Here is a 26,660-nt window from a genome sequence, read left to right as displayed (position 1 = left end):
AATCATCATCAAGCTTTTCCTGCTGAACCGAAAAGATTAATCTTCTCACGAACAGTTTCTTTAATTGCTTCACAGCCTGGAGCCAGAAGCTTTCTAGGATCAAATCCCTTTCCTTCAAGGTCTTTGCCTGCTTCAATATATTTTCTTGTTGCATCAGCAAATGAAAGCTGGCACTCTGTATTAACATTTATCTTAGAAACTCCAAGAGAGATTGCCTTCTGAATCATATCTGCAGGAATACCTGTACCACCATGAAGAACTAATGGCATATCACCAATCTTTTCTTTAACAGCTGCAAGAGTCTCAAAGCTTAATCCTGGCCAGTTAGCTGGATACTTTCCATGTATATTACCGATACCTGCTGCAAGCATGTCTACACCAAGATCTGCAATAGATTTACATTCATCAGGGTCTGCACATTCACCCATTCCGATAACACCATCTTCTTCGCCACCTATTGAACCAACTTCTGCCTCAATAGAAAGACCAAGATTGTGAGCTACATTAACAAGCTCTGTTGTCTTCTTGATATTCTCATCAATTGGATAATGAGAACCGTCAAACATAATAGATGTGAAGCCTGCTTTGATACATTTGTAGCATCCTTCGTATGTTCCGTGGTCAAGATGAAGAGCAACAGGAACAGTGATTCCAAGAGACTTGTCCATAGCCTTAACCATGGCTGCAACAGTCTCGAAGCCTGTCATATACTTACCAGCACCCTCAGATACACCAAGGATTACAGGAGCATTCATCTCCTGTGCAGTAAGGAGAATAGACTTAGTCCATTCAAGATTATTGATGTTGAACTGTCCGACAGCATATTTGCCGGCAAGAGCTTTGTCTAACATTTCTTTAGCTGAAACTAACATATTTCTTTACCTCCATTGCACGATTTTGCATAACAACATTATATCTCATATCATTAAAAATGAAAAGGAATATTTATATGATATTTATGTGTTAATACAAAGAAATATGATGTATAATCATGTATGTCTTAAGAAAATATCTAAAGAGAGGAGACATGTATGGGTTATTTAACATTTTTTATCAACAGGGTAGCTCTCGAAACTCAGACAGCAATGGATTCCTATAATAGTGAAGACCATGCTGGCACAAGCTATCTGCCATTTATTGGATTCATGCTTTTTCTTGCAGGAATTGTTGTAATTATTGTCGGACTTGCAACATATCTTACGGCAAAACATAATTTTAACATATTCTTTGATGCAAGAGATGTCAGAATGACATATGAGGAACAGATTATGCCTGATGATGAAAAAGCCAGACTTAATAATGAAAAACTTGCTAAAGATAAGAAAAAGGGAAAGATAATAATTATAATAGGAGTGGTTTTAGTTATAGCATCATTCGTCGTATTATAATTATATGCAGGATAAAAAACACCGTCTGCCGGAGTAGCAGACGGTGAAAGAGGGAGGAGAGCTGTTTATTAACAACTCGATTTATGAAAAACATATAGTAGAAAATGTCTTGTTCTTATGATTAAATTATATTGAACAAAAGTGAAGAAACAATGTGCATAGTGTTAAATCTTATTGAATTAGATATGAACAAAATATGAACGAGTGTGAATTAAGGAGGGGAATATGCCAACAATTTACAAATGCCCTGGGTGTGGTGCTGCTATGGAGTTTGACAGTGTCACACAGAAATTAGGCTGTCCGTCATGTGGAATGCAGATTGATGTGCGGGAATATGAACAGAAATATTCACAGAACAGTACACAGGGAGAATATGACAAAGAGATGAAGATGTACCATTGTAATACATGTGGTGCAGAGCTTGTGGCAGATGAATATACATCGGCAACATTTTGTTCATTCTGTGGTAATCCGACACTTGTGGAGGACAGACTTAGAGGTGAATTCAAGCCATCAACAATTATACCATTTAAGATTAACAAGGATAAAGCAGTAGAGATTTACAAAAACTGGTGTAAGAAAGGACCACTCACACCATCTGCTTTATCAAGAAATTCAACAATTGAGAAAATAAGCGGACTGTATGTACCTTACTGGCTGTATGATTATTCTGCACAGACTGATATGCATGCTAATGCAGAAAGAGTCAGGACAACAAGAAAAGGTGATACAGAGTATATATACACAGATCATTTTCAGGTGTTCAGAAATATATCTGCAAAGTTTGAGAAGATTCCGGCTGATGCATCTGAAAAAATGCCTGATGATGCGATGGATAAGTTAGAGCCATTTAACTATAACGAATTAACTGCATTTTCAATGCCATATCTGTCAGGATATCTTTCAGAAAGATATAATTATACGGCAGACCAGATACAGGAGAGAGCTACGAGAAGAGCTGACAAATATATAACAGATATTGCAATGTCAACAATTACCGGTTATTCATCTGTTAATATAATTCACAATGACATAACAATGCGTCCAACAGGAAGCCAGTATGCATTATTTCCGGTATGGGTACTTAATTACAGGTTTAACAAGAAGAATTTCCAGTTCATGCTTAACGGACAGACAGGAAAGATAGTTGCTGACAGACCGATAAGCGGAAAGAAAGCATTTGGCTTCGGAGCGGGAATATTCATCGTTACACTTATCATTACTATGTTTGGAGGGCTTTTGTTCATATGATGAAGATTAATAAGAAGATAAAGGCTTTCATGAGCATAATTATAGCATGCTTTATGTGTGTGGGAGTGTTGTTAAGTATTAAGACTGATGTGCATGCAGATTCATCAAAGGAATATGTATATGACAATGCAGGAATTCTTACTTCTGATGAGGTTAGTAAACTAAAGAGCCAGTGCAAGAAAGCATCTGAGGATTCAGAGTGTGATATAGTTATTATCACAACTAATATAGGACATGATGGCAGTACGATGGACAGTTATCTTAAGAAATTCCTTGATGATAACGGATATTCGCAGAATGCCGTAATATATGGTGTTGATATGAAATCAAGAGCCGACAGAATGTATACACAGGGAAAGGCAAAGACTGATATATCACAGGGTACAATTGACGACATAAGAGAAGCATGTGAGGAGAAGCTTTCGGATAAGGATTATTACAAAGCATTTTCTAAGTATGTCAAGAATATGAATATGTGTATGACTACAAGCATAGTCAAGAAACTTACATACAAAATGTGGATAAAGCTTCTCATTGCATCAGGTGTTGCAGTTGCAGCCGTTCTTACAATGATGCATAATGCCAAGGCAAGAATGACAGTTAGCAGTACAGAATATACGAAAGACCATAACTTTAAGGTTAATGACAGAAGAGACGTGTTCATTAATACAACAGTTGTTACAAGACATATTGAGCGCAACAATAGCAGCGGAAGCAGCGGCGGAGGCGGTGGAAACAGTGGCTCCGGCGGACATTTCTAAAAATATAAAGGCGGGTACAGCAATTAACTGTATCCGCCTTTTTGATGTCAATGGATGAACTTTAATTATAACTTATCTGGTTCTGGATATTCCTCTCCAAATGTCTCAACAGTAACAGTCTTCATAACCTGTGGTTTTCTAGGTCTGTCGCTGTAATCTGTGTCTACGCCTGCAATCTTGTCAAGAACATCTTCACCCTCGATAAGCTTACCAAAAGCAGCGTAATCTCCGTCAAGATGTGGAGCGTTCTGGTGCATGATAAAGAACTGTGAGCCTGCAGAATCAGGTCTCATAGAACGAGCCATTGAAAGAACACCTCTTGTATGCTTTAAATCGTTCTTGAATCCGTTAGATGCGAATTCGCCCTTGATAGAGTAGCCAGGACCACCCATACCTGTTCCTTCAGGGTCACCACCCTGAATCATAAAACCTGCGATTACTCTGTGGAATATAAGTCCGTCATAGAATCCCTTCTGAACAAGATTAACGAAATTATTAACTGATGTAGGCGCGATTTCCGGATAAAGCTCAGCTTTCATCACATCGCCGTTTTCCATTGTAAATGTAACTATTGGATTAGCCATATTATTCCTCCTGAAATTCATTAAATTGCCCACTTGTCTGCATGAGCAAAATGTGATGTAATTAATTCTAAATACTACAGTATAAAAAGTCAAATTAAAACTTTAGAAACAATTATAAAGAGGCATATATGAGAAAATGTATTGATATGGGCGAAGGCAGAGAAATAATAATTAGTGATAAAGATACATTAAAACCGGATGGGACGCTGGAGATTCCTGATATAGGGCTTGGAGAAGCATACCTTGGAAAAGCTTCATATGTTGTATATGATGATGAAGATATTGATGACGACCTGTTAGATCTTGTATATGCAAGAAAATACAATGAACCGCTTGTAATTGCCAGAACGGAGAGATTTATTATACGGGAGATGACAGTGGAGGATTTACCACATTTATACGAATTATATCAGACACTTTCAGACTGCCCGTATGTTGAACCATTATATGAATATGAGGATGAGAAAGCATTTACAATAAAATACATTGAGAATATGTATGGTTTCTTCGGATACGGTCTGTGGCTTGTGCTTGATAAGAAAACAGGTGAGCTAGTGGCTAGGGCAGGCATTGAAAACCGTAGCATAGACGGACAGAATTGTCAGGAACTTGGGTATCTTGTGAAAAAAAGCTGGCAGGGAAAGCATGTGGCATGGGAAGTTATGAACCATATGGTGGATATTGCTAAGGACAGGTTCGGTTTAGAAGAATTGTATATATGCACAATGAAAACAAATATCCCGTCCATACAGCTTGCATTGAAACTTGGTTTCACATTGTATGCAGGCGATACAGACGGGATGAATATATATAGAAAATTTCTGTGATATCAAGGCTTTTCCATATTGAATACAAATCTTATAAAGTTGGCGGCATTCTCATAATACTTGGATGTTGATATGATGCCGTAGCAAGGCTGCTTCATATTAAGGTCACTGTCTTTGATAACAGGGGCGTTAGAAATATCAACAGCTATAGGAAATGATTCTCCTGATGAATTAGTGTAATAAATAATATAATCAGAAAGTTCGTTGAGTTCTTCTGTTGAGAACAGGTCTCTTAAATCCCAGAAGAATATATTACCGTCAGTACAGAAATAATCAATATATTCTTTTTCAGATAGATATCCATCAAGAGTATTGGCTGATGCATAGGTATATATTCTGTTAGCTGTTACATCAGCTTCCTGATCCATTTCTTTTTCTTCAAGTGAAAATGTATATGATATATCAACCTGTTCTTTTTTTCCGTCAATACCAAGATAATCTGTAAGACCGGTAGTAAGAGCGTCCGTATCATCATCATATCCGGTTATTCTTCCGTCCAGAACTGCTATAAAACAGACGGTGTCGTAATTGTTTCTTATAATAGAATAAGTAAGGGAACCTGCAAAAAGAATGGCAAGCAGAATGCCAATAATAGGAATTTTGTAGTAGCTCCAGATGTATTCAATCTTTCCGGAAAATGTTAAATCTTTTAACTTCTTACGCTGTTCCTTAACTTCATCGTGTATGTTGTTGCCTTTAGCCATAAATTCTCCTTAAATTAATTGTAAGATAGCATACAGTTTAACACAAACATAAACTCAAAAAAACAGCTTTTATAAACATTTAAGAAAAATATTTGAAATTTTCTTTGATTTTTATGTAAGGTTTTGTATAATCATAGTGTTTAAGCAAAAAAAGGGGTATATAATTATGAATGGATTTGGATTAGATGGTAAATTATTTAAAGGTCTTACAAAAGCAGGAGATTTTATTATATTAGCAGTTATTACAGTATTATTCTGTGTTCCGGTTATTACAATCGGAGCAGCGGTTACAGCAGCATTTTATTCAGGAATTAAGCTTGTAAGGGATGAAGAAAGCTATGTATATAAGGATTTCTGGAAATCATTCAAAATGAATTTCGTGCAGGGATTTTTATTAGAGCTTATACATGTTGTAATTGGTTTCCTTCTTTTCATTGATTTAAGAGCCAGTGCCCAGTGGGGATTTGTACAGGGTTCTCAGGCTGGTGTTATATTTGTATTTGTTGTAGTTGGTGTTATGGCGGTATGGGCAGCAGTTATGTTGTATTCATTTTCGATGCTGTCAAGATATGACAATAATATAATAGTGACAATAAAAAATGCTCTTATAATAAGTGTACATCATCTTCCACAGACTATTATTATGTTAATAGCTACTGTTGGACTTACATATTTTTCATGTCTTTATTTCACAGCATTTATTGTGACTATACCATTGATTCTGTATGTTGATTCATATATTTTCTCGAGCATATTCAAACAGCTTGAAAAGGAATCTGTTCCATCAGTACAGGAGGCAGGAACAGAAGAAGATACTAATGAGAATATAAGCAAATAACTAAAAAGGAGGGGCCGCAGACTGGGTAGTTTTCTGCGGCCCCGATTTATATATCTGTAAGGTTATGGAATACAGATACTGAAAGTTATATACAAAAAGAGATAACAAAATAATATTATAATTACAATGCGTCTGTTCCGCGTTCACCGGTACGGATCCTTATGGCATCATATACATCATATACGAAAATCTTACCATCTCCGTATTCACCGGTATTAATCTGGTCAATAACCTGATCGATGATTGCTTCGTAAGTTTCATCAGATACAATAGACTCAACTTTTACTTTAGGAAGCAGGTTGCCACCGAAATCAACACCATTATATACCTGCTTGTGACCTCTCTGGCTTCCATATCCCATGATGTTAGATATCATGAGGCCGTGAGCACCGTTACTATTAAGGATGTTCTTTAAATCATCCAGTCTTTCAGGTCTGATAATAATCTCTAATTTTTTCATAGATAATATCCTTTCGTACTGACGACATTATTAAAACACTGTAAAGATTAAAAGTCAACGCTATTCAGGCATAAACGAATAATGTTAATATTATAACTGCAATCATAAAAAATGTTAAGCAATTAATCCTCATATAGCTGCTTGCTTGTAGAAAAAACAGAAAAACAATAATACATGGTAATTATTATTATAAGAGCTTCAACAAGTATTGAGTAAACAGTTGTTGAAGCTTTAAAAGCAAAATAGTGGATAAAAATTCCTGCTGACAGTAAAAGCCATGTTATCTGATAATTTCTGGTAACGGCATTCTTTTCCTGTATACGGGCTTCCATTATAAGAGCTTCAGTGTAGTAATAAGTGAAATAAATTGCAAATACGACACTTATACCAATTGCTATTGAATACATTGTTTCAGGTGATGAAGGCCAGTCGCGCGATATGAGATACTGGGAAAGTACAGCACTGATAAGTCCGGCAACAGAAAGAGCCATACCTTTCTTAAATCTTGAGTTAAGCGATTTCAAATCCTTCATGCCAATAAATATTAAAATATATCCCACAATGTCATTAGTGATATCAATGTGTACTGGACCGATTGATATCCAAAATCTTGTACAAATCAGGAAAATACCAATAAGCACCAATAATGAGTTCTTTTTGTTCATATTATTAATGTACTCCTTATTATAAAATCTTTTTTGATGAATATATGTTTTTATTCTAAGTTAATATGCAAAAGAGGTCAACGAAAAAGGGGGGATTTATAAAAATTTAATAATGATTACTAGATTTTTTAAAATAAAGTACAAGGATGTAATAAAGGCGGAAAGGAGTCAGCTATGTCAGTAAGTGGAATTAATATAAATTCGTATTACAATAACAGCTATAAAGCAGTAACTGTGTCAGATAATGAACAGTTGTCAGTAATACAGGAAGCTGCTGTAACACAGGAACAGACAGATGCTGGCGGTACAGTAACCCTTAAGATGATGGAGTAGACGAGGATTATAACACTTTTTAAATTTTTTGAAAAAAGTGCTTGCATTCCTGAAAATATTCATGTATAATACAGCATGTCGTCACGATATTGGGCTTTCGCCAAGTGGTAAGGCACTGGATTCTGATTCCAGCATTTCGGGGGTTCGAATCCCTCAAGCCCAGCTAGAAACCTCTCGTAGTCATACGGGAGGTTTTTTTGTGTGAGTAGCGATGAGAATAAACGTAGAAAGGCAACAGCCATACTTGCACTGAAATTATTATGAAAGGGCTGGTGAAGCTGCCAGCATAGGTGTTGTTATGATAGAGTTAGGAAAAACACAGTGTCTTAACATTGTAAAGGTAACAGATTTCGGAGTATATCTTGGAACAGAAGAAGATAAAGTCCTTCTTCCTAAAAAACAGGTTCCAGATGATGTTGAAGTGGGAGATGCTCTCACAGTATTTGTTTACAGGGATTCAAGCGACAGACTTATTGCAACTACTAATAAGCCAAAGATTCAGCTTGGAGAACTTAAGAGACTTAAAGTATCACAGGTTACAGGTATTGGCGCATTTCTTGACTGGGGACTTGAAAAAGACCTTCTAATGCCATACAAGGAACAGACAACACATGTATCAGAAGGCTCAGAGTACCTTGTTGCTCTCTACATAGATAAGAGCGGCAGACTTGCAGCTACTATGAGAATTAACAAATATCTTGAAAAGTCAGACACACTTGTAAAAGACAGTACGGTTACAGGTACTATAATAGGAATAACTCCAGATTACAGAGCGTATGTTGCGGTTGAAGATAAGTACGACGCATTTATTCCTATGTCAGAAGTATTTGAGCCACTTAGTGTCGGTGAGGTTATTCACGGACGTGTTTCAAGAGTAAGAGAAGATGGAAAACTTGTTATAAGCCTTAAGCAGAAGCTTATATACAGATGGACGAGGATTCAGTCCAGATATATGATACCATAGTAAAGAAGGGTGGCAGTCTTGGATTTACAGACAAGGCAGACCCTGAGATTATCAAGAAACATTTTAATATGAGTAAAAATGCTTTCAAGAGAGCTGTGGGAAGACTGCTTAAAGAAGGCAAAATTGAGATAACACAGGATTCAATAATTCTTAAAAAATAGTTCCATAGAATTAGCTTCTTTAATCAATATCTTGAATGAATATGACGATTGCGGTACAATATATTCAATGCGTTTGTAACGTAAAATATGTTGAAATAAGGAGACTATTATGCAGAAAGTAATCAGTACAGACAAGGCACCAAGTGCAATCGGACCATATTCACAGGCTATCGAGATTAACAATATGGTATATACATCAGGAGTTATCCCTGTAATACCAGCTACAGGTGAAATCGCAGAAGGTGGAGTTGAGGCTCAGGCTGAGCAGGCATTCCAGAACCTCTGTAATCTTGTTGAGGCTTCAGGCTCTAAGGTAGAGAATATTGTTAAGACAACAGTATTTATTAAAGAAATGAATGATTTCGGTAAGATTAATGAAATCTACAAGAAATATTTTAAGGAGCCATTTCCAGCGCGTTCATGCGTAGAAGTTGCTAGACTTCCTAAGGATGTTCTTCTTGAAGTGGAAGCAATTGCATGGAAGTAAGAAAAGTTAATAGCTTCTTTATTATATTTGTAATAGGTTATATCGGATTATCTGTTGTGTGTGCATCAATTATGGGATATGCACAGAATGCAGGTATCGCTGTGCCTGACTGGACTCAGTATATTATGTCAGAAGGGATAATTCTGCTTATTGCAATTATATATATGATTGTTCAGAAGATTGACCCCATTACAGAGATTCCTTATAAAAGAATAAGTGTTGTTGATATTGTTCTTTCGCTTGTTGCAGGATATTGTCTTATTCCAGCAGTACTATTAATAAGTAATCTTAGCATGTTGTTTTCAACCAATTATCTTGAGGAGGGAACAACAACACTGCTTACATATCCATTTGCGATGCAGGTTATATTGCTGGCAGTTATTCCACCGCTTGTAGAAGAGCTTATATTCCGTGGGATATTCTTTGGCTCTTACAGGAAAGCCGGAATGACAGGTGCGGCACTAATGAGCGGATTATTATTCGGATGTTTTCATCTCAATATTAATCAGGCATTGTACGCATTTGTTATGGGAATTGTGTTCGCATATATGGTTGAGGCTACAGGATCTTTGTGGTCGTCAGTTATTGCACATTTTGCAGTTAATACATATTCAATAGGAATTGTACAGCTTCTGAAGATGGCAGGCATGTACACCACAGATGGTCAGTTATCGGGAGTGGCTGAAGGCGAAGCTGAACTTGCGGCGTCTACGGGTACTCTCACAACAGTAATCCAGATGATTATACTTGCTGTTGTGGCTGCCGCATTCATGATGCTTGCAATCGTGTGCATTAAGACTATGGCAAAAAGACATGGTAATCTTGAGAAAATCAGATTCAGTGGAATCAGATTATCTCATATAAAGAATTATTTTACGGCTCCGGTTGTTGTGGGGATTGTAATATGCGTGATGTATATGATAACCCTGGAATTAGCTGGTACCCTATAGCTGTGATTGAGTAGGCATATTGCATTAGTGATGTTTGCAGATAAAAGCCCGATAAATTTGTACAATTTATACATAAGCGGACTTGCTATGGTAAATTTGCAAAAAAAACGCGGAAAAGATTTGTAAAAATGTCATGTGGTAAAAAAGTCCTATATAGTGTATTATAATCACATCAAAAGCGCAAAGGCGCATTTATATTAGGAGGATATTTAATAATGGCAAGTTTATCGCTTAAGAATGTTTGTAAAGTATATCCTAACGGTTTCGTAGCTGTTAAGGATTTTAATCTTGAAATTGCTGATCAGGAGTTCATCATTTTCGTAGGACCTTCAGGATGTGGTAAGTCTACTACACTTCGTATGATTGCAGGTCTTGAGGAAATCAGCTCAGGTGAGTTATGGATTGGTGATAAGATGGTTAACGATGTAGAGCCTAAGGACAGAGATATCGCTATGGTATTCCAGAACTACGCTCTTTATCCACATATGTCAGTATATGATAACATGGCATTCGGTCTTAAGTTAAGAAAAGTTCCTAAGGCAGAGATTGATAAGGCTGTACATGAAGCTGCTAAGATTCTTGATATCGAGCACCTTCTTGATCGTAAGCCAAAGGCTCTTTCAGGTGGACAGAGACAGAGAGTTGCTATGGGACGTGCTATCGTTCGTAGCCCTAAGGTATTCCTTATGGATGAGCCTCTTTCAAACCTTGATGCTAAGTTAAGAGTACAGATGCGTGTTGAGATTTCTAAGCTTCACCAGAGATTACAGACAACTATCATCTATGTAACACATGACCAGACAGAGGCTATGACACTTGGTACAAGAATCGTAGTTCTTAAGGATGGTATTATTCAGCAGGTAGATACACCTCAGAACCTTTACAATACACCTAACAACATCTTCGTTGCTGGATTCATCGGATCACCTCAGATGAACCTTATCGATGCAGAAGTTAAGGCTAATGGTTCACAGGTTGACCTTGTACTTTCTGATACAGTTACAATTACACTTCCAGCTGAGAAGAGCAAGAAGCTTATCGATGGCAACTATGTTGGCAAGACAGTTGTAGTTGGTATCCGTCCAGAAGATGTTAAGGATGATGCAGAATTCATCGCTAAGAATGCTGATTCTAAGTTTACAGCTACAGTTAAGGTATACGAATTACTTGGTGCAGAAGTTAACCTTCACTATGAAATTGGTGATGTAACATGTACAGCTAAGGTAAATCCTCGTACAACAGCAAGACCAGGTGATGAAGTAACATTTGCTATGGATGTTGAGAGACTTCATGTATTCGATAAGGAAACAGAAATCGTTATCACACACTAATTATTAAATAAATCTTAATTATGAAGGGGAAATGCAATAAATTTGCATTTCCCCTTTTTTTTTTGTCGTTTTGCTTTACAATAAGATAGAATATGTACGAATAAAAGATAAGTGGTAGACAGAAAGGGATAACAATGATATCTAATAGAATTTTACAGACAACTGTAGATGGACTTAAGGCTATTTCACGAGTGGATTTGTGCATTGTGGATGCAGATAAGAATGTTGCAGCCAAGACTTTTGATAATGTTTCAGAATGCCTTGCGGATGCGATTAGTTTTATTGATTCGCCAGCAGAAAGTCAGGCAGTTAATGGTTTTCAGTTTTTTAAGGTTGAAGATGATGGCAATCTTGAATATATAATCATGGCAAGAGGAACAAGTGATGATGTATATATGGTTGGAAAGCTTACTGCATTTCAGATACAGAATTTACTTGTGGCATATAAGGAAAGATTTGATAAGGATAACTTTATCAAGAATCTTCTTCTTGATAATCTTCTTCGAGTTGATATGTATACAAGAGCAGAGAAACTTCATATTGAACTGATGTTAAGAGAGTTGTATATATTATTGAGACTAAGCACGAAAAGGATACTAATGCTTTAGAGACAGTAAGAACTCTTTTTGCTAATAAAACAAGAGATTTCATTACAGCAGTTGACGAGAAGAGTATAATTCTTGTTAAGGAAGTTAAGGGTAATGAATCATATGAAGAACTTGACAAGACAGCTGATGTTATAATTGATATGTTAAGCACTGAGGCTATGAGTGCGGCACATGTTGCTTATGGTACAATTGTTAATGATATAAGAGAGGTTTCAAGATCTTACAAGGAAGCTAAGATGGCACTTGATGTTGGAAAAATTTTCTACAGCAACAAGAATGTTGTTGCTTACAACAGATTAGGAATAGGCCGTCTTATATATCAGCTTCCTATACCATTATGTCAGATGTTCATTAAGGAGATATTTGAAGGAAAGGCTCCTGATGATTTTGATGATGAGACTCTGTCAACAATTAACAAGTTCTTTGAGAACAGCCTTAATGTTTCAGAGACATCAAGACAGCTTTACATCCACAGAAATACACTTGTTTACAGACTCGATAAGATACAGAAGATAACCGGACTTGACCTCAGGGTGTTTGATGATGCAATAACATTTAAGATTGCTCTTATGGTAGTTAAGTACATGAAGTATATGGAAAGTAAAGATACATTTTAGTGATTTTTGGAGGAAATGATACATGATAATCATGGAAGATGTTACGAAGACATATTCCACTGGCGTTGCTGCGCTTAATGGAATTAATCTTCACATCCAGAAAGGTGAATTCGTATTTATAGTAGGTAAGAGTGGTTCGGGTAAGTCAACTCTTATCAAACTATTACTTAAGGAATTAGACCCTACATCAGGTAAGATATATGTCAATAAGAAATATCTCAACAAGATAACAAGAAAGAAGCTTCCGTATCTTAGAAGAGATATTGGCGTAGTATTCCAGGATTTCCGTCTGTTACCGGACAGAAACGTATATGAGAATATCGCATTTGCACAGAAGGTAGTAGAAGCTCCGAATAGAAAGATTAAGTCAAGAGTACTGGCGATGCTTTCAATGGTAGGACTTCTTGACAAATATAAGGCTTTTCCTAATGAGTTATCAGGTGGTGAGCAGCAGAGAATTGCAATTGCAAGAGCGCTGGTTAATAAGCCAGCTATATTGTTGTGCGATGAGCCAACAGGTAACCTTGATCCTGCTAATTCTAATGAAATCATGAAGATTCTTAATCAGGTTAATAAGCAGGGAACAACAGTACTTGTAGTTACCCATAATATGGAGATAGTTCAGCAGATGAAGAAGAGAACTATTACTATGAGTGAAGGAAAGATTATCAGCGATCAGGAAAAGGGTGGTTATTTCTATGAAGATTAGGTCATTAGCATATCATATTAAAGATGGATTTAAGAACATCCATCGTAATAAGATGTTCTCACTGGCATCAATAGCAACGATTACGGCATGTATATTCCTTTTTGGAGTATTCTATTCTATAGTGGTTAATTTTCAGTATATGATTAAGAAGGCTGAGACAGAGGTCTGTGTAACAGTTTTCTTTGACGAAAATCTCAGTGAGACAGATATTAAGAAGCTTGGAGATGATATAAGCAAAAGAGAAGAAGTATCAAGAGTTGAGTATGTATCTGCAGAACAGGCATGGGAAAATTTTAAGGGGGATTATTTCAAGGATTATCCAGAGCTTGCATATGGATTTCAGGATGATAACCCTTTAGCAAATTCAGCTTCTTATGAAGTGTATCTTAAGGATGCAAGTAATCAGGGTACACTGGTTAAGTACCTTGAGAATAAGGATGGAATAAGACAGGTTAACCGTTCAGAGGTTACAGCAAGCGGACTTGCCAGTGCAGCAAGACTTGTAAGTTATGTTGCAGTTGCAGTAATCGTTGTTCTTCTTGCGGTATCTATATTCCTTATTACTAATACAATCGTCATTGGTATTACAGTACGAAAAGATGAGATATCAATCATGAAATATATAGGAGCTACGGATGCATTTGTTAATGCACCATTCTTCGTAGAAGGTATCGTTATAGGACTTATAGGTGCTATTATTCCGGTAGCAATATTGAGGTATATTTATGGTGGAGTTGTTAATTTTGTTCTTGGAAAATTCTCTGTTTTACAGAATATATTAGCATTTATGCCAGCATCAGAAGTATTTGAGGTACTTATTCCGGTAGCAGTTATTCTTGGAATTGGTATTGGTCTTATAGGAAGTTTCTTCGCTGTAAGAAAGCATGCCGATGTATAGTTTCGGATAGTTTTTGGGGGCTTTTGCAAACGGATGCAGAAGTCCCTGTTTGTTTTTAGAGAACATTTTAATTATGGTAAAGGAGTGGCTGTATGGAGAAAGCACTGTTTCAGAACAATTTAATAAAGAAAATAACAGCGGCACTCATGATTGTAATGCTGCTTATACCGTATTGTTTTGCACAGGTTACATTCGGAGATAATAAATCGGATCTGAAGAATGCCCAGAACCAGCAGAATGATATACAGAATAAAAAGAAAGAAACAGAAGACAAGATTGCACAGCTTAAGGCACAGAGTTCAGATCTTACATCTCTTATTCAGGGACTTGATGCACAGATGGGAGAATTGTCAGCGTCATTAGATGACATTAATACCCAGATTGCAGAGCTTGAAGCTGAGATTGAGGAGACACAGGCAAAGCTTGAGCAGGCTGAGGCTGATAAGGAAAGCCAGTATGAGGCTATGAAGCTGCGAATCCAGTTTATGTATGAGCATAATGATTATACATATGTTGAGGTGCTTTTATCATCACAGAGTATGGCGGATATGCTTAATAAATTTGAGTATATTAATAAGATATCAGAGTATGACAGACAGATGCTCGAGGAATATCAGTCGACGATTAATCTTATATCATCTTCTAAAGTAAAGCTTGAAGAAGATAAAGAGACTCTGACTGCCAGCCAGGAGGCACTTCAGGCACAGGTTGATGCGCTGGAGGTTGTTCAGAATGAGAAGACTGCCCAGCTGAATGCTTTGAGTAAGAATACAGCTAATCAGGTGGCTTATAAGAAACAGCTCGAAGCTGACGAGAAGAAGCTTGATGCAGAGATTGCTTCTATAACAGCCAAGATTAAGGCTGAGGAGGCAAGCGGAGTTACTCCGTCTAACAGATATGATGGCGGAACTTTCAAATGGCCAACAACAAGTACAAGAATAACTTCTCCATATGGAGATACATCTGACAGAACTTCACCACATAAAGGTGTGGATATTGGAGCAGTCAGAGCAGGCGTTTCAGGTGATCCTGTATATGCGGCTTATGACGGTAAAGTTGTTATTGCACACAGACAGAGTGAGTATTACTCAACAGCGGGTAATTATGTGATGATTTATCATGGTAATGGACTATATACGAGATACCTGCATCTTGATAGTTTAAATGTATCAGTAGGACAACAGGTTACTAAGGGACAGAAGCTTGGTGTTATGGGTAATACGGGTAATTCATTTGGTGCACATCTGCATTTTGATGTAATGCTCAATGGTTCATATGTTAATCCTATGCCATATTTTAATAAATAATTCAACTTAACAGGAGGACTCAATGGAATATGATAATAACAGACCTTTTTCTTCGGAAGGGGCCGCACAGGAACGAAAGAGAAAACATGCTTTAGGCAAAGGCGTTATTATTGGTGTTGTGGCAACACTGCTGGTTGTGATACTGGCGTTGTCATGCGTATTCATTGGACTTATAAGAAGTGGTAATATCCATATTGGAATGGACGGACGTATATATGTTCAGGATGTTGGAACAAGTGATAACGAAGGAATCGGAACTAAGGTTGAAGGTAAGCTGAATGCTTTGGATTCGCTGCTTGGAGATGGATTCTACTTTGATGATGTAGATGATGAAAAGGCTGCAGACAACATTTTTAAGGCATATCTTGCTGCATATGGTGATAAATATACTGTTTATTATACGCCTGAAGAATATAAGTCAATGATGGAGTCAACATCAGGTTCTTTCTATGGAATTGGTGCTGTATGCCAGAAGGCTGACGACGGTTCAATACTTATATCAGAGGCATATGAGGATGCACCGGCATATAAGGCTGGTATCAGAAATGGAGATAAGGTAACAGAGGTTAATGGTGAGGATATTACAGGAATGGACCTTTCTGTAGCAGTTGCCCTTATTAAGGGCGAGAAGGGTACAGATGTTAACCTTACTGTTATGAGAAATGGCGAGAAGCTGAGTTTCACAGTTACAAGAGACAAGATTGATATTAAGACTGTTTCATCAGAGGTGCTTGAGAATAATATAGGTTATATTTATATTTCACAGTTTGATGATGTTACAACAGAGCAGTTTAAATCGGCTGTTGATGACCTCAGAAGCAGGGAATTACAGGACTTGTAATTGATATAAGAAATAATCCTGGCGGAGTTCTTAAGACTGTGGCTGATATGCTAGATTATATTCTTCCGAACGGACTTATCGTGTATACAGAGACTAAGTCTGGTAAGAGACAGGAATATTCAGGTTCTGATAATCATGAGCTTAATATTCCGATGGCAGTTTTGGTAAATGGCAATAGTGCAAGTGCATCTGAGATATTTGCCGGTGCAATGCAGGATTATGATAAGGCACAGATAATCGGAACACAGACATTTGGTAAGGGCATTGTGCAGACAATCCGTCCGCTTACTGATGGAAGTGCGGTTAAGTATACAATTGCCAAATATTTCACTCCTAAGGGACAGGATATTCACGGCAAGGGAGTGACACCTGACAGTATTGTGGAGCTTCCGGATGATGCGACTGAAGATGTGCAGTTGAAGGCAGCAGTAGAGTATCTCAATGGAAAAATGAGTGTCAGCGCGGCAGAATAACGAATATAGAGGTATGGAATAAAGTACAGGACAAATCGAATGTTTGTTCTGTACTTTTTGGCTGTTATATTGTATAATGAGGGAAATGCATTTTCTTTCAGAAAACAAGGAGGGCAAAATCCCTCTCCTCACCAAGGGGTTCGGATTTTGCTTCGCAAAATAGGGAGGGCTTTATGGACAGATTTGTATTACATTCGGATTTTAAGCCGATGGGCGACCAGCCGCAGGCTATTGAAGCACTTACAAAGGGCTTTGAGGAAGGCAATCAGTTTGAGACTCTAGTTGGTGTAACTGGTTCTGGTAAAACATTTACAATGGCGAACATTATACAGAATGTTCAGAAACCTACACTTATTATAAGCCATAATAAGACACTGGCAGCGCAGTTGTATGGGGAGATGAAGGAGTTCTTTCCAGAGAATGCGGTTGAGTACTTTGTCTCCTATTATGATTATTACCAGCCTGAGGCCTATGTACCTCAGAGTGACACTTATATTGCGAAGGATTCATCTATTAATGATGAAATTGATAAATTAAGACATTCGGCAACAGCGGCACTTTCTGAAAGAATGATGTTATTATCGTTGCTTCGGTTTCATGTATATATGGATTAGGTGCGCCGGTTGATTATAAGAACATGGTTATTTCGCTTCGTCCGGGAATGGAGAAGGACAGGGATGATTGCATAAGAAAGCTGATTGATATCCAGTATGTAAGGAACGACCAGGATTTTAAGCGAGGAACCTTTAGGGTAAGAGGCGATGTTGTTGAAGTGTATCCTTCATCATCATCAGGTGATGCCATAAGAGTTGAATTCTTTGGTGATGAAGTGGACAGAATAAGTGAGATAGATTCCCTAACAGGCGAAGTTAAAGGCGTTCTTGAACATATTGCGATATTCCCTAACTCACATTATGTTGTTGAGAAGGAGAAGATGGACGCTGCGATTGAGAATATTAAGGCAGAGCTTGCCGAGAGAGTGAAGTATTTCAAGAGTGAGGATAAGCTTCTAGAGGCACAAAGAATTGAAGAGAGAACGAATTTTGATATAGAGATGATGCAGGAGACAGGCTTTTGTTCAGGAATAGAGAATTATTCAAGACATCTGGCAGGACTTCCGGCAGGGTGTCCTCCGTATACGCTGATGGATTATTTTCCAGATGATTTTCTTATTATTGTGGATGAGTCGCATATCACTATTCCGCAGATTCGAGGCATGTATGCCGGTGACCAGTCAAGAAAGACTACGCTTGTAGATTATGGCTTCAGACTGCCATCTGCGAAGGACAACAGACCGCTTAATTTCAGCGAGTTTGAGAGCAAGATTTCACAGATGCTTTTCGTATCAGCAACACCAAGCACATACGAGGCAGAGCATGAACTTATGAGAACCGAGCAGGTTATCAGACCTACCGGACTTCTTGACCCGGAGATAACTGTTAAGCCGATTGAAGGACAGATTGATGACCTTATATCAGAGATTAATAAGGAAACTGCCAAGAAGAACAAGGTGCTTGTTACTACACTTACCAAGAGAATGGCGGAGGACCTTACTGATTATCTTAAGGAGGCAGGAATCAGGGTTAAGTATCTTCATGCAGATATTGATACGCTTGAGCGTCAGAAGATTATAAGAGATATGCGTCTTGATGGATTTGATGTTCTTGTTGGAATCAACCTGTTGCGAGAAGGTCTGGATATTCCTGAAATCAGCCTTGTTGCAATACTTGATGCTGATAAGGAAGGCTTCTTAAGAACAGAGACATCGCTTATACAGACGATTGGTCGAGCTGCAAGAAATGCAGAGGGACATGTTATCATGTATGCAGACAAGATTACTGAATCTATGGAAAAGGCTATTTCAGAGACAGAACGAAGAAGAAAGATTCAGCAGGAGTATAATGATGAGCATGGAATTACTCCACAGACAATCAAGAAGGCAGTAAGAGATCTGATAAGTATAAGCAAGGCAGCGGAACCGGGTGATGCTTCCGGAAAGCTCAAGGTTGATTATGAATCTATGAGCATCAAAGAGCTTGAGAAGGTTAAGACGCAGGTTGAGAAGAACATGCGTAAGGCAGCAGCAGAGCTTAACTTTGAGGAGGCTGCACAGCTTCGTGACAAGATGATTGAGATTAATAAATATATTTATGAAGGAAAAAAACATGGCTGATAGTAAGTTAAAGAAAGAGATAGAAAGAGGCAGTTACAAGAACTGCATAAGGATAAAGGGTGCAAGAGAGCATAATCTTAAAGGAATAGATGTTGATATTCCAAGAGACAAGCTTGTTGTGCTTACAGGACTTTCAGGTTCGGGAAAGTCGAGTCTTGCATTTGATACAATATATGCAGAAGGTCAGAGAAGGTATATGGAATCACTGTCTTCATATGCAAGACAGTTCTTAGGACAGATGGAAAAGCCTGATGTTGACAGTATTGAAGGACTTTCACCGGCTATTTCTATAGACCAGAAGTCAACTAACAGGAATCCACGTTCTACAGTAGGAACTGTTACAGAGATATATGATTATTTCCGACTTCTCTATGCAAGAATTGGTATTCCGCATTGCCCGAAATGCGGACGGGAAATCAACAAACAGACAGTTGACCAGATGGTTGATGTTATTATGGCGCTTCCTGAGAGAACTAAGATTCAGATTCTTGCACCTGTTGTCCGTGGACGAAAGGGTGAGCATGTAAAGCTGTTTGAACAGGCAAAGAAGAGCGGATTTGTGCGTGTTATTGCTGATGGAAGCATGTATGAGCTTACAGACGAGATTAAGCTTGATAAGAATAAGAAACATAATATTGAGATTGTTGTAGACAGACTTTCTGTAAGAGACGGAATCCAGAAACGACTTACAGATTCTATTGAGACAGCTCTTAAGCTTGCCGAAGGTCTTATGACAGTAGATGTTATTGATGGTGAGACACTTAATTTCAGCCAGAGCTTTTCCTGCCCAGACTGTGGTATAAGTATTGATGAGGTTGAGCCAAGAAGCTTTTCGTTCAACAATCCATTTGGCGCATGCCCGGACTGTTTCGGACTTGGTTATACAATGAAGTTTGATGCAGAGCTGCTTATACCGGATGAGAGTCTCAGCATTGATGAAGGCGCTATTGTCGGAATGGGATGGCAGTCATCTAAGGATGAGGGCAGCTTCAGCAGGGCGGTTCTTGATGCACTTGCAGAGGAATATGGATTTTCATTAAAGACACCATTCAAGGATTATCCTGATGATATTAAGGATATTATTATCAATGGTACTAAGGGACATTCTGTAAAGGTTAAATATAAAGGCCAGCGCGGAGAGGGTGTATATGATGTCGCATTTGAAGGTCTTATTAAAAATATGGAGAGAAGATACAGAGAGACATATTCTGATAATACTAAGCAGCAGTATGAGGAATTTATGAGAATAAGACCTTGTTCTGCCTGCCACGGACAGAGACTTAAGCCGTCTTCACTTGCTGTTACTATTGCAGATAAGAACATATATGAGATTACTAACATGTCTATTATAAAGCTTCAGGAATTCCTTGAGAATATGAAGCTTTCAGAGAGACAGCTGTTTATTGGTGCAGAGATTCTTAAGGAAATCAAGGCAAGAATTAAGTTCCTTGTAGATGTAGGTCTTGATTATCTGGCACTTTCACGTGCTACAGGAACTCTGTCAGGCGGTGAAGCGCAGAGAATCAGGCTTGCTACACAGATTGGTTCAGGACTTGTAGGTGTTGCTTACATTCTTGATGAGCCAAGTATCGGACTCCATCAGAGGGATAATGACAAGCTGCTGGGAACTTTGACACATTTGCGCGACCTTGGTAACTCCGTTATTGTCGTTGAACATGATGAGGATACTATGTTTGCAGCCGATTATATTGTGGATATCGGACCGGGTGCAGGAAGAAATGGTGGAGAAGTTGTCGCAACAGGAACTGCTGCGGACATTATGGCATGCAAGGACTCACTTACAGGTGCATATCTGTCAGGAAGAATCAGGATACCTGTACCGGCAGAGCGCAGAAAGCCTGCTGGCTGGATTAAGGTAAGAGGTGCAAGGGAGAATAATCTTAAGAATATTGATGTAGATATTCCGCTTGGAGTTGTCACATGCGTAACCGGTGTGTCAGGTTCAGGCAAGAGTTCACTTGTTAATGAGATTCTTTACAAGCACCTTGCAAAGTCACTTAACAGGGCGAGATGTATTGCTGGTGACCATGATGGAATTGACGGAATAGAGCAGCTTGATAAGGTTATTAATATTGACCAGTCACCAATTGGAAGAACACCTAGGTCTAATCCGGCAACCTATACAGGTGTATTTGACATGATAAGAGACCTGTTTGCAACGACTAAGGACGCCAAGGAGCGAGGATATACGAAGGGCAGATTCAGCTTTAATGTTAAAGGCGGAAGATGTGAGGCATGCTCCGGTGACGGTATTATCAAGATAGAGATGCATTTCCTGCCTGATGTGTATGTTCCTTGTGAAGTTTGCGAGGGTAAGCGTTACAACAGAGAAACTCTTGAAGTAAAATACAAGGATAAGAGCATATATGATGTTCTTGACATGACTATTGAGGATGCAGTTGATTTCTTTGAAAATGTGCCAAGTATAAGAAGAAAGATTGAGACTCTCAACGAGGTTGGCTTGTCTTACGTCAAGCTTGGACAGCCATCAACTGAGCTTTCAGGTGGTGAGGCACAGAGAATCAAGCTTGCAACAGAGCTTTCAAGAAGAAGCACAGGAAAGACTATATATATTCTTGATGAGCCTACAACCGGTCTGCATTTTGCCGATGTCCACAAGCTTGTCAATATCCTTCACAGGCTTGCAGAGGGTGGCAACACTGTAGTTGTTATTGAACATAATCTTGATGTTATTAAGACAGCAGATTATATTATAGATATGGGACCAGAGGGGGGCGACCGCGGCGGAACTGTTATTGCCAAGGGAACGCCTGAGGAGATTGTTAAGGTTAAGAAGTCTTATACCGGACAGTATGTTAAGAAGTATCTGGAAGAGAAGTAAGATTAAGAAGTGAATGAACGTATATCTGGCAAGTGTATGCAAGGGATGTCGGTTTGATATTTTGGGGAGTAGAATGGAGGCAGTTATGATAAAAGGGATTATCTTTGATATGGACGGAGTTATGATTGATACGGAGAATCAGTCTAATCTTGGCTGGCTGTGGGCAGCTTCCCAGAAAAATGTAGAGATGCCATTATGGCTTATCGACAGTTTTAAAGGTGCACCGGCAAAGCTTAGTCAGAGCTTTTTTGATGATTATTATCATGGAGAGCAGGATTACTGGGAAATGCGGACAATGCGCACAGACCATGTCTACAAAATCAGGGAGACAGAGGAAGTTCCGGTTAAGCCGGGGCTTCATATGCTGCTTGATTATATTAAGGATAATGGACTCAAATGTGCTGTTGCAACTTCAACACAGAAATCAAGTGCTGAAAAGAGTCTTCACAGAATAGGAGCATGGGATTATCTTTCTGGTGTTGTATATGGAGATGAGGTTGAGCATGGAAAGCCTGAGCCGGACATATTCTTAAGGGCAGCAGGCTTTATCGGATGTGAACCATCAGAATGTGTAGTCATTGAGGACAGTATTAATGGCATTAAAGCAGGATATGCAGCAGGCATGAAGGTGATTCATATACCTGATACTATTGAGATTAACGATGACATCCGAAGACTGACTTCAGTTGTGTGTCATTCTTTATCTGATGTGCCTGATATTATAGACACATGGAATGAGGGAAAGGTTGCTGATGTTGAAGGTTATTATGAAAATGCCAAGATAAACCGTGTGTATGTTGACAGAGTGCATGTTAAGAAAGCATTTGCAGAATACACAGCAGCTTATAATGCAGATGACCCTAAGATTAAATTAAAAATTGACCACACTTACAGAGTTGCAGCTTTGTGCGAAAGAATTGCAAAGGCAGCTGGAATGTGTGCCTATGATGTTGAGCTGGCATGGTTATCCGGAATGCTTCATGATGTTGGAAGATTTGAACAGATAAAGCGTTATAACACATTTTCAGATGCGGACTCTGTTGACCATGCAAAATTCGGTGCAGACCTGTTGTTCAAAGATGGTCTTATCAGTACTTTTCTTAATGGAATGGTCAAATGTACAGGCTACAAGCCAGGAGCATTAGAGGATCGATATAGTTCTGATGGAGTATTTCTGTATGACAGATTGAATAAATCGGACATGGAAATGCTTGAGCTTGCAATAAGGTGTCACAATATGTACAGAATTCCGCAGGGACTTAATAGCCGCGAGCAGGCATTCTGCAATGTGCTTCGTGACGCTGATAAGGTTGATATATTTAAGGTTAATATTGATACTCCGCTTGAAGAAATATATAACACTACGACTGAAGAACTCATGAAGAGTGATATTACAGATGAAGTGTTAGAAGCGTTTGATGAGGAACACTGTATACTCAAAGCAATAAGACGCACACCGGCTGATACTGTTATTGGTCATGTATCACTTGCTTATGAGCTTGTGTATGATGAGAGCGTGCGGATTACTGTCGAACAGGGCTATCTTGCAAAGCTTATGCATTTTCATTCTGATAATGAGGAGACCAACAGAAAGATGGCGATGGTCAGAGAGAAGATGGATTCTTATGTGAAGAAGAGAATTGGGGAGAAAGATGCATAGATAAGGATTGTCTGGAGGAGAATTAGCAAGATAAGAATTGGGGAGAATTAAGGCTTGTCATAAGTGGCAAGTTTAACTATAATGTATATATAAATACACAAGATTGGAGATTGATCATGGATCAGGAGAAAGTTATTGTCATTGACTTCGGTGGTCAGTACAACCAGCTGGTTGCGCGCCGTGTCCGTGAATGTAATGTATATTGTGAGATCTATTCTTACAAGACAGACCTGGCGCAGATTAAGGCCATGAACCCTAAAGGAATTATCCTTACGGGTGGTCCTAACAGCTGTTATGAAGATGGCGCGCCAACATGTACTAAAGAACTTTTCGAACTTGGTGTACCTGTACTTGGTCTTTGCTATGGCGCACAGCTTATGCAGCATGTGCTTGGTGGCAAGGTTGAGAAGGCACCAGTAAGAGAGTATGGAAAGACAGAAACATTTGTAGATAAGAGCAGCGCTTTATTCTCAGATGTCTCAGAGAAAACTATTGTGTGGATGAGCCATTTTGACTACATCTCACAGATTGCACCAGGATTCAAGATTGTTGCCCACACAGCAGACTGCCCAGTTGCAGCAGCAGAGTGTACAGAGAAGAATCTTTATGCAATCCAGTTCCACCCAGAGGTTCTTCATACTCAGGAAGGAACCAAGATGCTTCACAACTTTGTTCGTGGAGTATGCGGATGTGCCGGAACATGGAAGATGGATGCATTTGTTGAGAATACAATTAAGGAAATCCGCGAGAAGGTTGGCAGTGGCAAGGTTTTACTTGCTCTTTCAGGTGGTGTTGATTCATCTGTTGCAGCCGGACTTCTTTCAAGAGCTATTGGAAAGCAGCTTACATGCGTATTCGTAGACCACGGTCTTCTACGTAAAGATGAAGGCGATGAAGTTGAGAGCGTATTTGGACCAGAAGGACAGTTCGACCTTAACTTTATAAGAGTTAATGCACAGGAGAGATATTACTCTAAGCTTGCAGGCGTTACAGAGCCAGAAGCTAAGAGAAAGATTATTGGGGAAGAGTTTATCCGTGTATTTGAGGAAGAAGCCAAGAAAATTGGTGCAGTTGACTTCCTTGCACAGGGAACTATATATCCAGACGTTGTAGAGAGCGGACTTGGCGGTGAATCAGCAGTAATCAAGTCTCACCACAATGTAGGAGGACTTCCTGATTTCGTTGATTTCAAGGAAATCATTGAACCACTCCGCAACCTTTTCAAAGATGAGGTTCGTAAGGCTGGTCTTGAACTTGGAATACCAGAACATCTTGTTTTCCGTCAGCCATTCCCAGGTCCGGGACTTGGAATCAGAATTATCGGCGAGGTAACAGCTGATAAGGTTCGTATCGTTCAGGATGCTGACTTTATCTACCGTTCGGAGGTTGACAAGGCCGTAGCTGAGTACAAGAAAGCTAACGGCAAGGCTCCAGCATGGATGCCAAACCAGTATTTCGCAGCCCTCACTAACATGCGTTCCGTTGGTGTTATGGGTGACGAAAGAACTTACGATTATGCGGTTGCACTTCGTGCAGTCAACACAATTGATTTCATGACAGCAGAGAGCGCAGAGATTCCATTTGAGGTTCTCCAGACAGTCATGAGCAGAATTATAAATGAGGTGCGTGGGGTCAACAGAGTATTCTATGATCTGACTAGTAAACCACCTGGAACGATTGAGTTTGAATAAATCGAGTTGCTTAAAAAAGCCAGTGTTTATGCGGGTTTCAGCGATTTCGATTAGTCTTTTGATAACAAATTGATAACAGTCATAGCAAGTGCCATTATTCTTGTTATCCAGTGGTTTATGGGTAACGGAACAATTAACAGGTGGCTTGCAGACTAAAGTTCGGAGCTTGGCTCTGAACAAATTCCATATTATAAACTAAGCCCTTAGCTGTGGTTAATAACCATAGTTAAGGGCTTTTTTGTCGTTGCCAAAGCATCTGTAGGGAGCTGCCAGTGGCAGGTCCTGTAGGTGCTTATTTATCTTTCAAGTGGTCTTTGAATGCTTCCACGAGAGCGTCACTTAATTCCTGTGATGGAACTTTTGCCCAACGCTGTGTGGTGTCGAACTCTGGATAATGGTAACGCCAGTTATCGTATTCTTCTCTGTTGATTTCTTCGGAAGATAGCTTGTCTGCCTGTTCTTTCCAAGCATACAGCATTTTGAGGAGTTCATATGCTTCTCTGCCTTTGTCCTTGTTGACCTTTAAGCATACCTCTCCGTCTGCTTCACTGACAGTAAGACCGTAAATATCTTCAAGGGTAAACAGAGTGTGCATAAGACCGATATAGCTGTCTATGTCAGGAACATCAAGAGCCTGTGGAGAAACATCAAGCACCTGTGCCAATGCATTTGTAAGGTCTGCTTTCGGTTTGCGTGTACCAGTTTCGTACTGTGCCAAACGCACATCAGCACTCTTTTCTGGAAAACCGATTGCTGTACCGAGATACTTTTGTGTCATACCACGCATTAGTCTGAAAAAATGTATTCTTTCGCTGATAGCCATAATGATACGCTCCTTTTATATTTAGTGAAATAAGTATAGCAGAAATGTTTAGTGGAAGTCAAGAAAAACCGAAACAAAAATGTTTAATATTTTCTTTGCAACCACTTGACAATAGCAAATATGTTTAGTAAAATAAATTACGAATTAAACAAATATGCTTAATGCGACAACTGAATGACCGTCCGAAAAGCCAAACCGCCAAGACCTCGTCGGAGCAAGTTCCGTATCGTTCGCTTGTGTGCAAGCACAAAAGCTCATTCGCTGCACTGCTCCTCCTCTTCCCCAAAAGTCTC

General features: G+C 38.9%; 23 protein-coding genes, 1 tRNA gene and 3 pseudogenes. 21 read left to right on the top strand and 6 right to left on the bottom strand.

All coding sequences use genetic code 11. From position 1 onward, the window contains the following. Positions 1-8: 8 nt before the first annotated feature. A complete protein-coding gene (gene fba / locus DW963_RS08690; RefSeq protein WP_117915116.1) occupies positions 9-872 on the bottom strand; it encodes a class II fructose-1,6-bisphosphate aldolase in 864 nt (287 codons plus the stop codon). Between the two features lie 159 nt (positions 873-1,031). On the opposite strand from fba, the gene DW963_RS08685 reads away from it, so the two are divergent. From DW963_RS08685 to DW963_RS08675, 3 genes are all read left to right on the top strand, one after another. Then, positions 1,032-1,388, top strand: a complete 357-nt coding sequence (locus DW963_RS08685; protein WP_117915115.1) for a DUF3899 domain-containing protein — start codon at positions 1,032-1,034, stop codon at positions 1,386-1,388. Between the two features lie 225 nt (positions 1,389-1,613). Next, on the top strand, positions 1,614-2,639 hold the full coding sequence (locus DW963_RS08680) for a TFIIB-type zinc ribbon-containing protein (protein ID WP_117915113.1): 1,026 nt from the start codon (positions 1,614-1,616) through the stop codon (positions 2,637-2,639). Next, the gene (locus DW963_RS08675; protein ID WP_117915111.1) at positions 2,636-3,400 is read left to right on the top strand and encodes a TPM domain-containing protein; all 765 of its coding nucleotides are present in this window, start codon (positions 2,636-2,638) and stop codon (positions 3,398-3,400) included. Before DW963_RS08680 ends, DW963_RS08675 begins: the two co-directional genes overlap by 4 nt. Before the next feature lie 65 nt (positions 3,401-3,465). On the opposite strand, the gene DW963_RS08670 is transcribed toward DW963_RS08675, so the two are convergent. Beyond that, positions 3,466-3,984: a peptidylprolyl isomerase gene (locus DW963_RS08670; protein WP_117915109.1), complete on the bottom strand. Its 519-nt coding sequence runs from the start codon at positions 3,982-3,984 to the stop codon at positions 3,466-3,468. A 128-nt stretch (positions 3,985-4,112) separates the two neighbouring features. On the opposite strand from DW963_RS08670, the gene DW963_RS08665 reads away from it, so the two are divergent. Beyond that, positions 4,113-4,811, top strand: a complete 699-nt coding sequence (locus DW963_RS08665) for a GNAT family N-acetyltransferase (protein WP_117915107.1) — start codon at positions 4,113-4,115, stop codon at positions 4,809-4,811. A gap of 2 nt (positions 4,812-4,813) precedes the next feature. On the opposite strand, the gene DW963_RS08660 is transcribed toward DW963_RS08665, so the two are convergent. Next, the gene (locus DW963_RS08660; protein ID WP_117915105.1) at positions 4,814-5,515 is read right to left on the bottom strand and encodes a hypothetical protein; all 702 of its coding nucleotides are present in this window, start codon (positions 5,513-5,515) and stop codon (positions 4,814-4,816) included. 166 nt (positions 5,516-5,681) lie between these two features. Between DW963_RS08660 and DW963_RS08655 the strand changes: the two genes are divergently transcribed. Beyond that, positions 5,682-6,353 (top strand): YesL family protein, encoded by a 672-nt coding sequence (locus tag DW963_RS08655; RefSeq protein ID WP_117915103.1) that lies wholly within the window; start codon positions 5,682-5,684, stop codon positions 6,351-6,353. A 121-nt stretch (positions 6,354-6,474) separates the two neighbouring features. On the opposite strand, the gene DW963_RS08650 is transcribed toward DW963_RS08655, so the two are convergent. Both DW963_RS08650 and DW963_RS08645 read right to left on the bottom strand, forming a co-directional pair. Next, the gene (locus tag DW963_RS08650; RefSeq protein WP_012740044.1) at positions 6,475-6,813 is read right to left on the bottom strand and encodes a P-II family nitrogen regulator; all 339 of its coding nucleotides are present in this window, start codon (positions 6,811-6,813) and stop codon (positions 6,475-6,477) included. Positions 6,814-6,935: 122 nt separating this feature from the next. Further along, positions 6,936-7,478 carry a hypothetical protein gene (locus DW963_RS08645; RefSeq protein WP_117915101.1) on the bottom strand — a complete coding sequence of 181 codons (543 nt, stop codon included), beginning with the start codon at positions 7,476-7,478 and terminating at the stop codon, positions 6,936-6,938. Between the two features lie 174 nt (positions 7,479-7,652). On the opposite strand from DW963_RS08645, the gene DW963_RS13315 reads away from it, so the two are divergent. The 16 genes and pseudogenes from DW963_RS13315 to guaA all read left to right on the top strand — a co-directional run bounded on the left by DW963_RS13315 (position 7,653) and on the right by guaA (position 25,544). After that, entirely contained in the window at positions 7,653-7,811 is a 159-nt protein-coding gene (locus tag DW963_RS13315) for a hypothetical protein (RefSeq protein ID WP_158567413.1), read from the top strand. A 90-nt stretch (positions 7,812-7,901) separates the two neighbouring features. Then, positions 7,902-7,974: transfer RNA gene (locus tag DW963_RS08640), tRNA-Gln, on the top strand. A 135-nt stretch (positions 7,975-8,109) separates the two neighbouring features. Beyond that, positions 8,110-8,936 (top strand): annotated as a pseudogene (locus DW963_RS08635) (CvfB family protein). A gap of 109 nt (positions 8,937-9,045) precedes the next feature. Beyond that, the gene (locus tag DW963_RS08630; RefSeq protein ID WP_022099081.1) at positions 9,046-9,423 is read left to right on the top strand and encodes a RidA family protein; all 378 of its coding nucleotides are present in this window, start codon (positions 9,046-9,048) and stop codon (positions 9,421-9,423) included. Next, entirely contained in the window at positions 9,414-10,373 is a 960-nt protein-coding gene (locus DW963_RS08625; RefSeq protein WP_117915099.1) for a CPBP family intramembrane glutamic endopeptidase, read from the top strand. Before DW963_RS08630 ends, DW963_RS08625 begins: the two co-directional genes overlap by 10 nt. 215 nt (positions 10,374-10,588) lie before the next feature. Then, the gene (locus DW963_RS08620) at positions 10,589-11,704 is read left to right on the top strand and encodes an ABC transporter ATP-binding protein (RefSeq protein ID WP_022099084.1); all 1,116 of its coding nucleotides are present in this window, start codon (positions 10,589-10,591) and stop codon (positions 11,702-11,704) included. A gap of 134 nt (positions 11,705-11,838) precedes the next feature. Continuing rightward, a pseudogene (locus DW963_RS08615) lies at positions 11,839-12,929 on the top strand (PucR family transcriptional regulator). 22 nt (positions 12,930-12,951) lie between these two features. Beyond that, entirely contained in the window at positions 12,952-13,638 is a 687-nt protein-coding gene (gene ftsE, locus DW963_RS08610) for a cell division ATP-binding protein FtsE (protein ID WP_012740035.1), read from the top strand. Next, entirely contained in the window at positions 13,628-14,536 is a 909-nt protein-coding gene (gene ftsX / locus DW963_RS08605; RefSeq protein WP_117915097.1) for a permease-like cell division protein FtsX, read from the top strand. The genes ftsE and ftsX overlap by 11 nt, the downstream gene beginning before the upstream one ends. 92 nt (positions 14,537-14,628) lie before the next feature. Then, positions 14,629-15,843, top strand: a complete 1,215-nt coding sequence (locus tag DW963_RS08600) for a murein hydrolase activator EnvC family protein (RefSeq protein ID WP_117915095.1) — start codon at positions 14,629-14,631, stop codon at positions 15,841-15,843. A 22-nt stretch (positions 15,844-15,865) separates the two neighbouring features. Beyond that, positions 15,866-16,684: a S41 family peptidase gene (locus tag DW963_RS08595; protein WP_117915093.1), complete on the top strand. Its 819-nt coding sequence runs from the start codon at positions 15,866-15,868 to the stop codon at positions 16,682-16,684. Next, complete coding sequence (locus tag DW963_RS08590; RefSeq protein WP_117915091.1) at positions 16,669-17,157, top strand: S41 family peptidase; 489 nt, start codon at positions 16,669-16,671, stop codon at positions 17,155-17,157. The genes DW963_RS08595 and DW963_RS08590 overlap by 16 nt, the downstream gene beginning before the upstream one ends. A gap of 173 nt (positions 17,158-17,330) precedes the next feature. Then, positions 17,331-19,330 (top strand): annotated as a pseudogene (uvrB, locus tag DW963_RS08585) (excinuclease ABC subunit UvrB). After that, the gene (gene uvrA, locus DW963_RS08580; RefSeq protein ID WP_117915194.1) at positions 19,323-22,193 is read left to right on the top strand and encodes an excinuclease ABC subunit UvrA; all 2,871 of its coding nucleotides are present in this window, start codon (positions 19,323-19,325) and stop codon (positions 22,191-22,193) included. The pseudogene uvrB and the gene uvrA overlap by 8 nt, the downstream one beginning before the upstream one ends. Before the next feature lie 85 nt (positions 22,194-22,278). Then, positions 22,279-23,853, top strand: a complete 1,575-nt coding sequence (locus tag DW963_RS08575; RefSeq protein ID WP_158568681.1) for an HAD-IA family hydrolase — start codon at positions 22,279-22,281, stop codon at positions 23,851-23,853. Between the two features lie 116 nt (positions 23,854-23,969). Further along, positions 23,970-25,544, top strand: a complete 1,575-nt coding sequence (gene guaA, locus DW963_RS08570) for a glutamine-hydrolyzing GMP synthase (protein WP_012740028.1) — start codon at positions 23,970-23,972, stop codon at positions 25,542-25,544. 292 nt (positions 25,545-25,836) lie between these two features. On the opposite strand, the gene DW963_RS08565 is transcribed toward guaA, so the two are convergent. Beyond that, complete coding sequence (locus DW963_RS08565) at positions 25,837-26,367, bottom strand: helix-turn-helix domain-containing protein (protein WP_009247529.1); 531 nt, start codon at positions 26,365-26,367, stop codon at positions 25,837-25,839. Positions 26,368-26,660 lie beyond the last annotated feature (293 nt).

It is taken from the genome of Eubacterium sp. AM46-8 (assembly GCF_003466705.1).
Lineage (GTDB): Bacteria > Bacillota > Clostridia > Lachnospirales > Lachnospiraceae > Lachnospira.
This window is presented reverse-complemented; position numbering and strand designations above follow the sequence as displayed.

Excerpts from the sequence above, each read along its gene's own strand:
- fba (WP_117915116.1), bottom strand. The coding sequence starts at position 872 with ATGTTAGTTTCAGCTAAAGAAATGTTAGACAAAGCTCTTGCCGGCAAA.
- DW963_RS08685 (WP_117915115.1), top strand. The coding sequence starts at position 1,032 with ATGGGTTATTTAACATTTTTTATCAACAGGGTAGCTCTCGAAACTCAG.
- DW963_RS08680 (WP_117915113.1), top strand. The coding sequence starts at position 1,614 with ATGCCAACAATTTACAAATGCCCTGGGTGTGGTGCTGCTATGGAGTTT.
- DW963_RS08675 (WP_117915111.1), top strand. The coding sequence starts at position 2,636 with ATGATGAAGATTAATAAGAAGATAAAGGCTTTCATGAGCATAATTATA.
- DW963_RS08670 (WP_117915109.1), bottom strand. The coding sequence starts at position 3,984 with ATGGCTAATCCAATAGTTACATTTACAATGGAAAACGGCGATGTGATG.
- DW963_RS08665 (WP_117915107.1), top strand. The coding sequence starts at position 4,113 with ATGAGAAAATGTATTGATATGGGCGAAGGCAGAGAAATAATAATTAGT.
- DW963_RS08660 (WP_117915105.1), bottom strand. The coding sequence starts at position 5,515 with ATGGCTAAAGGCAACAACATACACGATGAAGTTAAGGAACAGCGTAAG.
- DW963_RS08655 (WP_117915103.1), top strand. The coding sequence starts at position 5,682 with ATGAATGGATTTGGATTAGATGGTAAATTATTTAAAGGTCTTACAAAA.
- DW963_RS08650 (WP_012740044.1), bottom strand. The coding sequence starts at position 6,813 with ATGAAAAAATTAGAGATTATTATCAGACCTGAAAGACTGGATGATTTA.
- DW963_RS08645 (WP_117915101.1), bottom strand. The coding sequence starts at position 7,478 with ATGAACAAAAAGAACTCATTATTGGTGCTTATTGGTATTTTCCTGATT.
- DW963_RS13315 (WP_158567413.1), top strand. The coding sequence starts at position 7,653 with ATGTCAGTAAGTGGAATTAATATAAATTCGTATTACAATAACAGCTAT.
- DW963_RS08630 (WP_022099081.1), top strand. The coding sequence starts at position 9,046 with ATGCAGAAAGTAATCAGTACAGACAAGGCACCAAGTGCAATCGGACCA.
- DW963_RS08625 (WP_117915099.1), top strand. The coding sequence starts at position 9,414 with ATGGAAGTAAGAAAAGTTAATAGCTTCTTTATTATATTTGTAATAGGT.
- DW963_RS08620 (WP_022099084.1), top strand. The coding sequence starts at position 10,589 with ATGGCAAGTTTATCGCTTAAGAATGTTTGTAAAGTATATCCTAACGGT.
- ftsE (WP_012740035.1), top strand. The coding sequence starts at position 12,952 with ATGATAATCATGGAAGATGTTACGAAGACATATTCCACTGGCGTTGCT.
- ftsX (WP_117915097.1), top strand. The coding sequence starts at position 13,628 with ATGAAGATTAGGTCATTAGCATATCATATTAAAGATGGATTTAAGAAC.
- DW963_RS08600 (WP_117915095.1), top strand. The coding sequence starts at position 14,629 with ATGGAGAAAGCACTGTTTCAGAACAATTTAATAAAGAAAATAACAGCG.
- DW963_RS08595 (WP_117915093.1), top strand. The coding sequence starts at position 15,866 with ATGGAATATGATAATAACAGACCTTTTTCTTCGGAAGGGGCCGCACAG.
- uvrA (WP_117915194.1), top strand. The coding sequence starts at position 19,323 with ATGGCTGATAGTAAGTTAAAGAAAGAGATAGAAAGAGGCAGTTACAAG.
- DW963_RS08575 (WP_158568681.1), top strand. The coding sequence starts at position 22,279 with ATGATAAAAGGGATTATCTTTGATATGGACGGAGTTATGATTGATACG.
- guaA (WP_012740028.1), top strand. The coding sequence starts at position 23,970 with ATGGATCAGGAGAAAGTTATTGTCATTGACTTCGGTGGTCAGTACAAC.
- DW963_RS08565 (WP_009247529.1), bottom strand. The coding sequence starts at position 26,367 with ATGGCTATCAGCGAAAGAATACATTTTTTCAGACTAATGCGTGGTATG.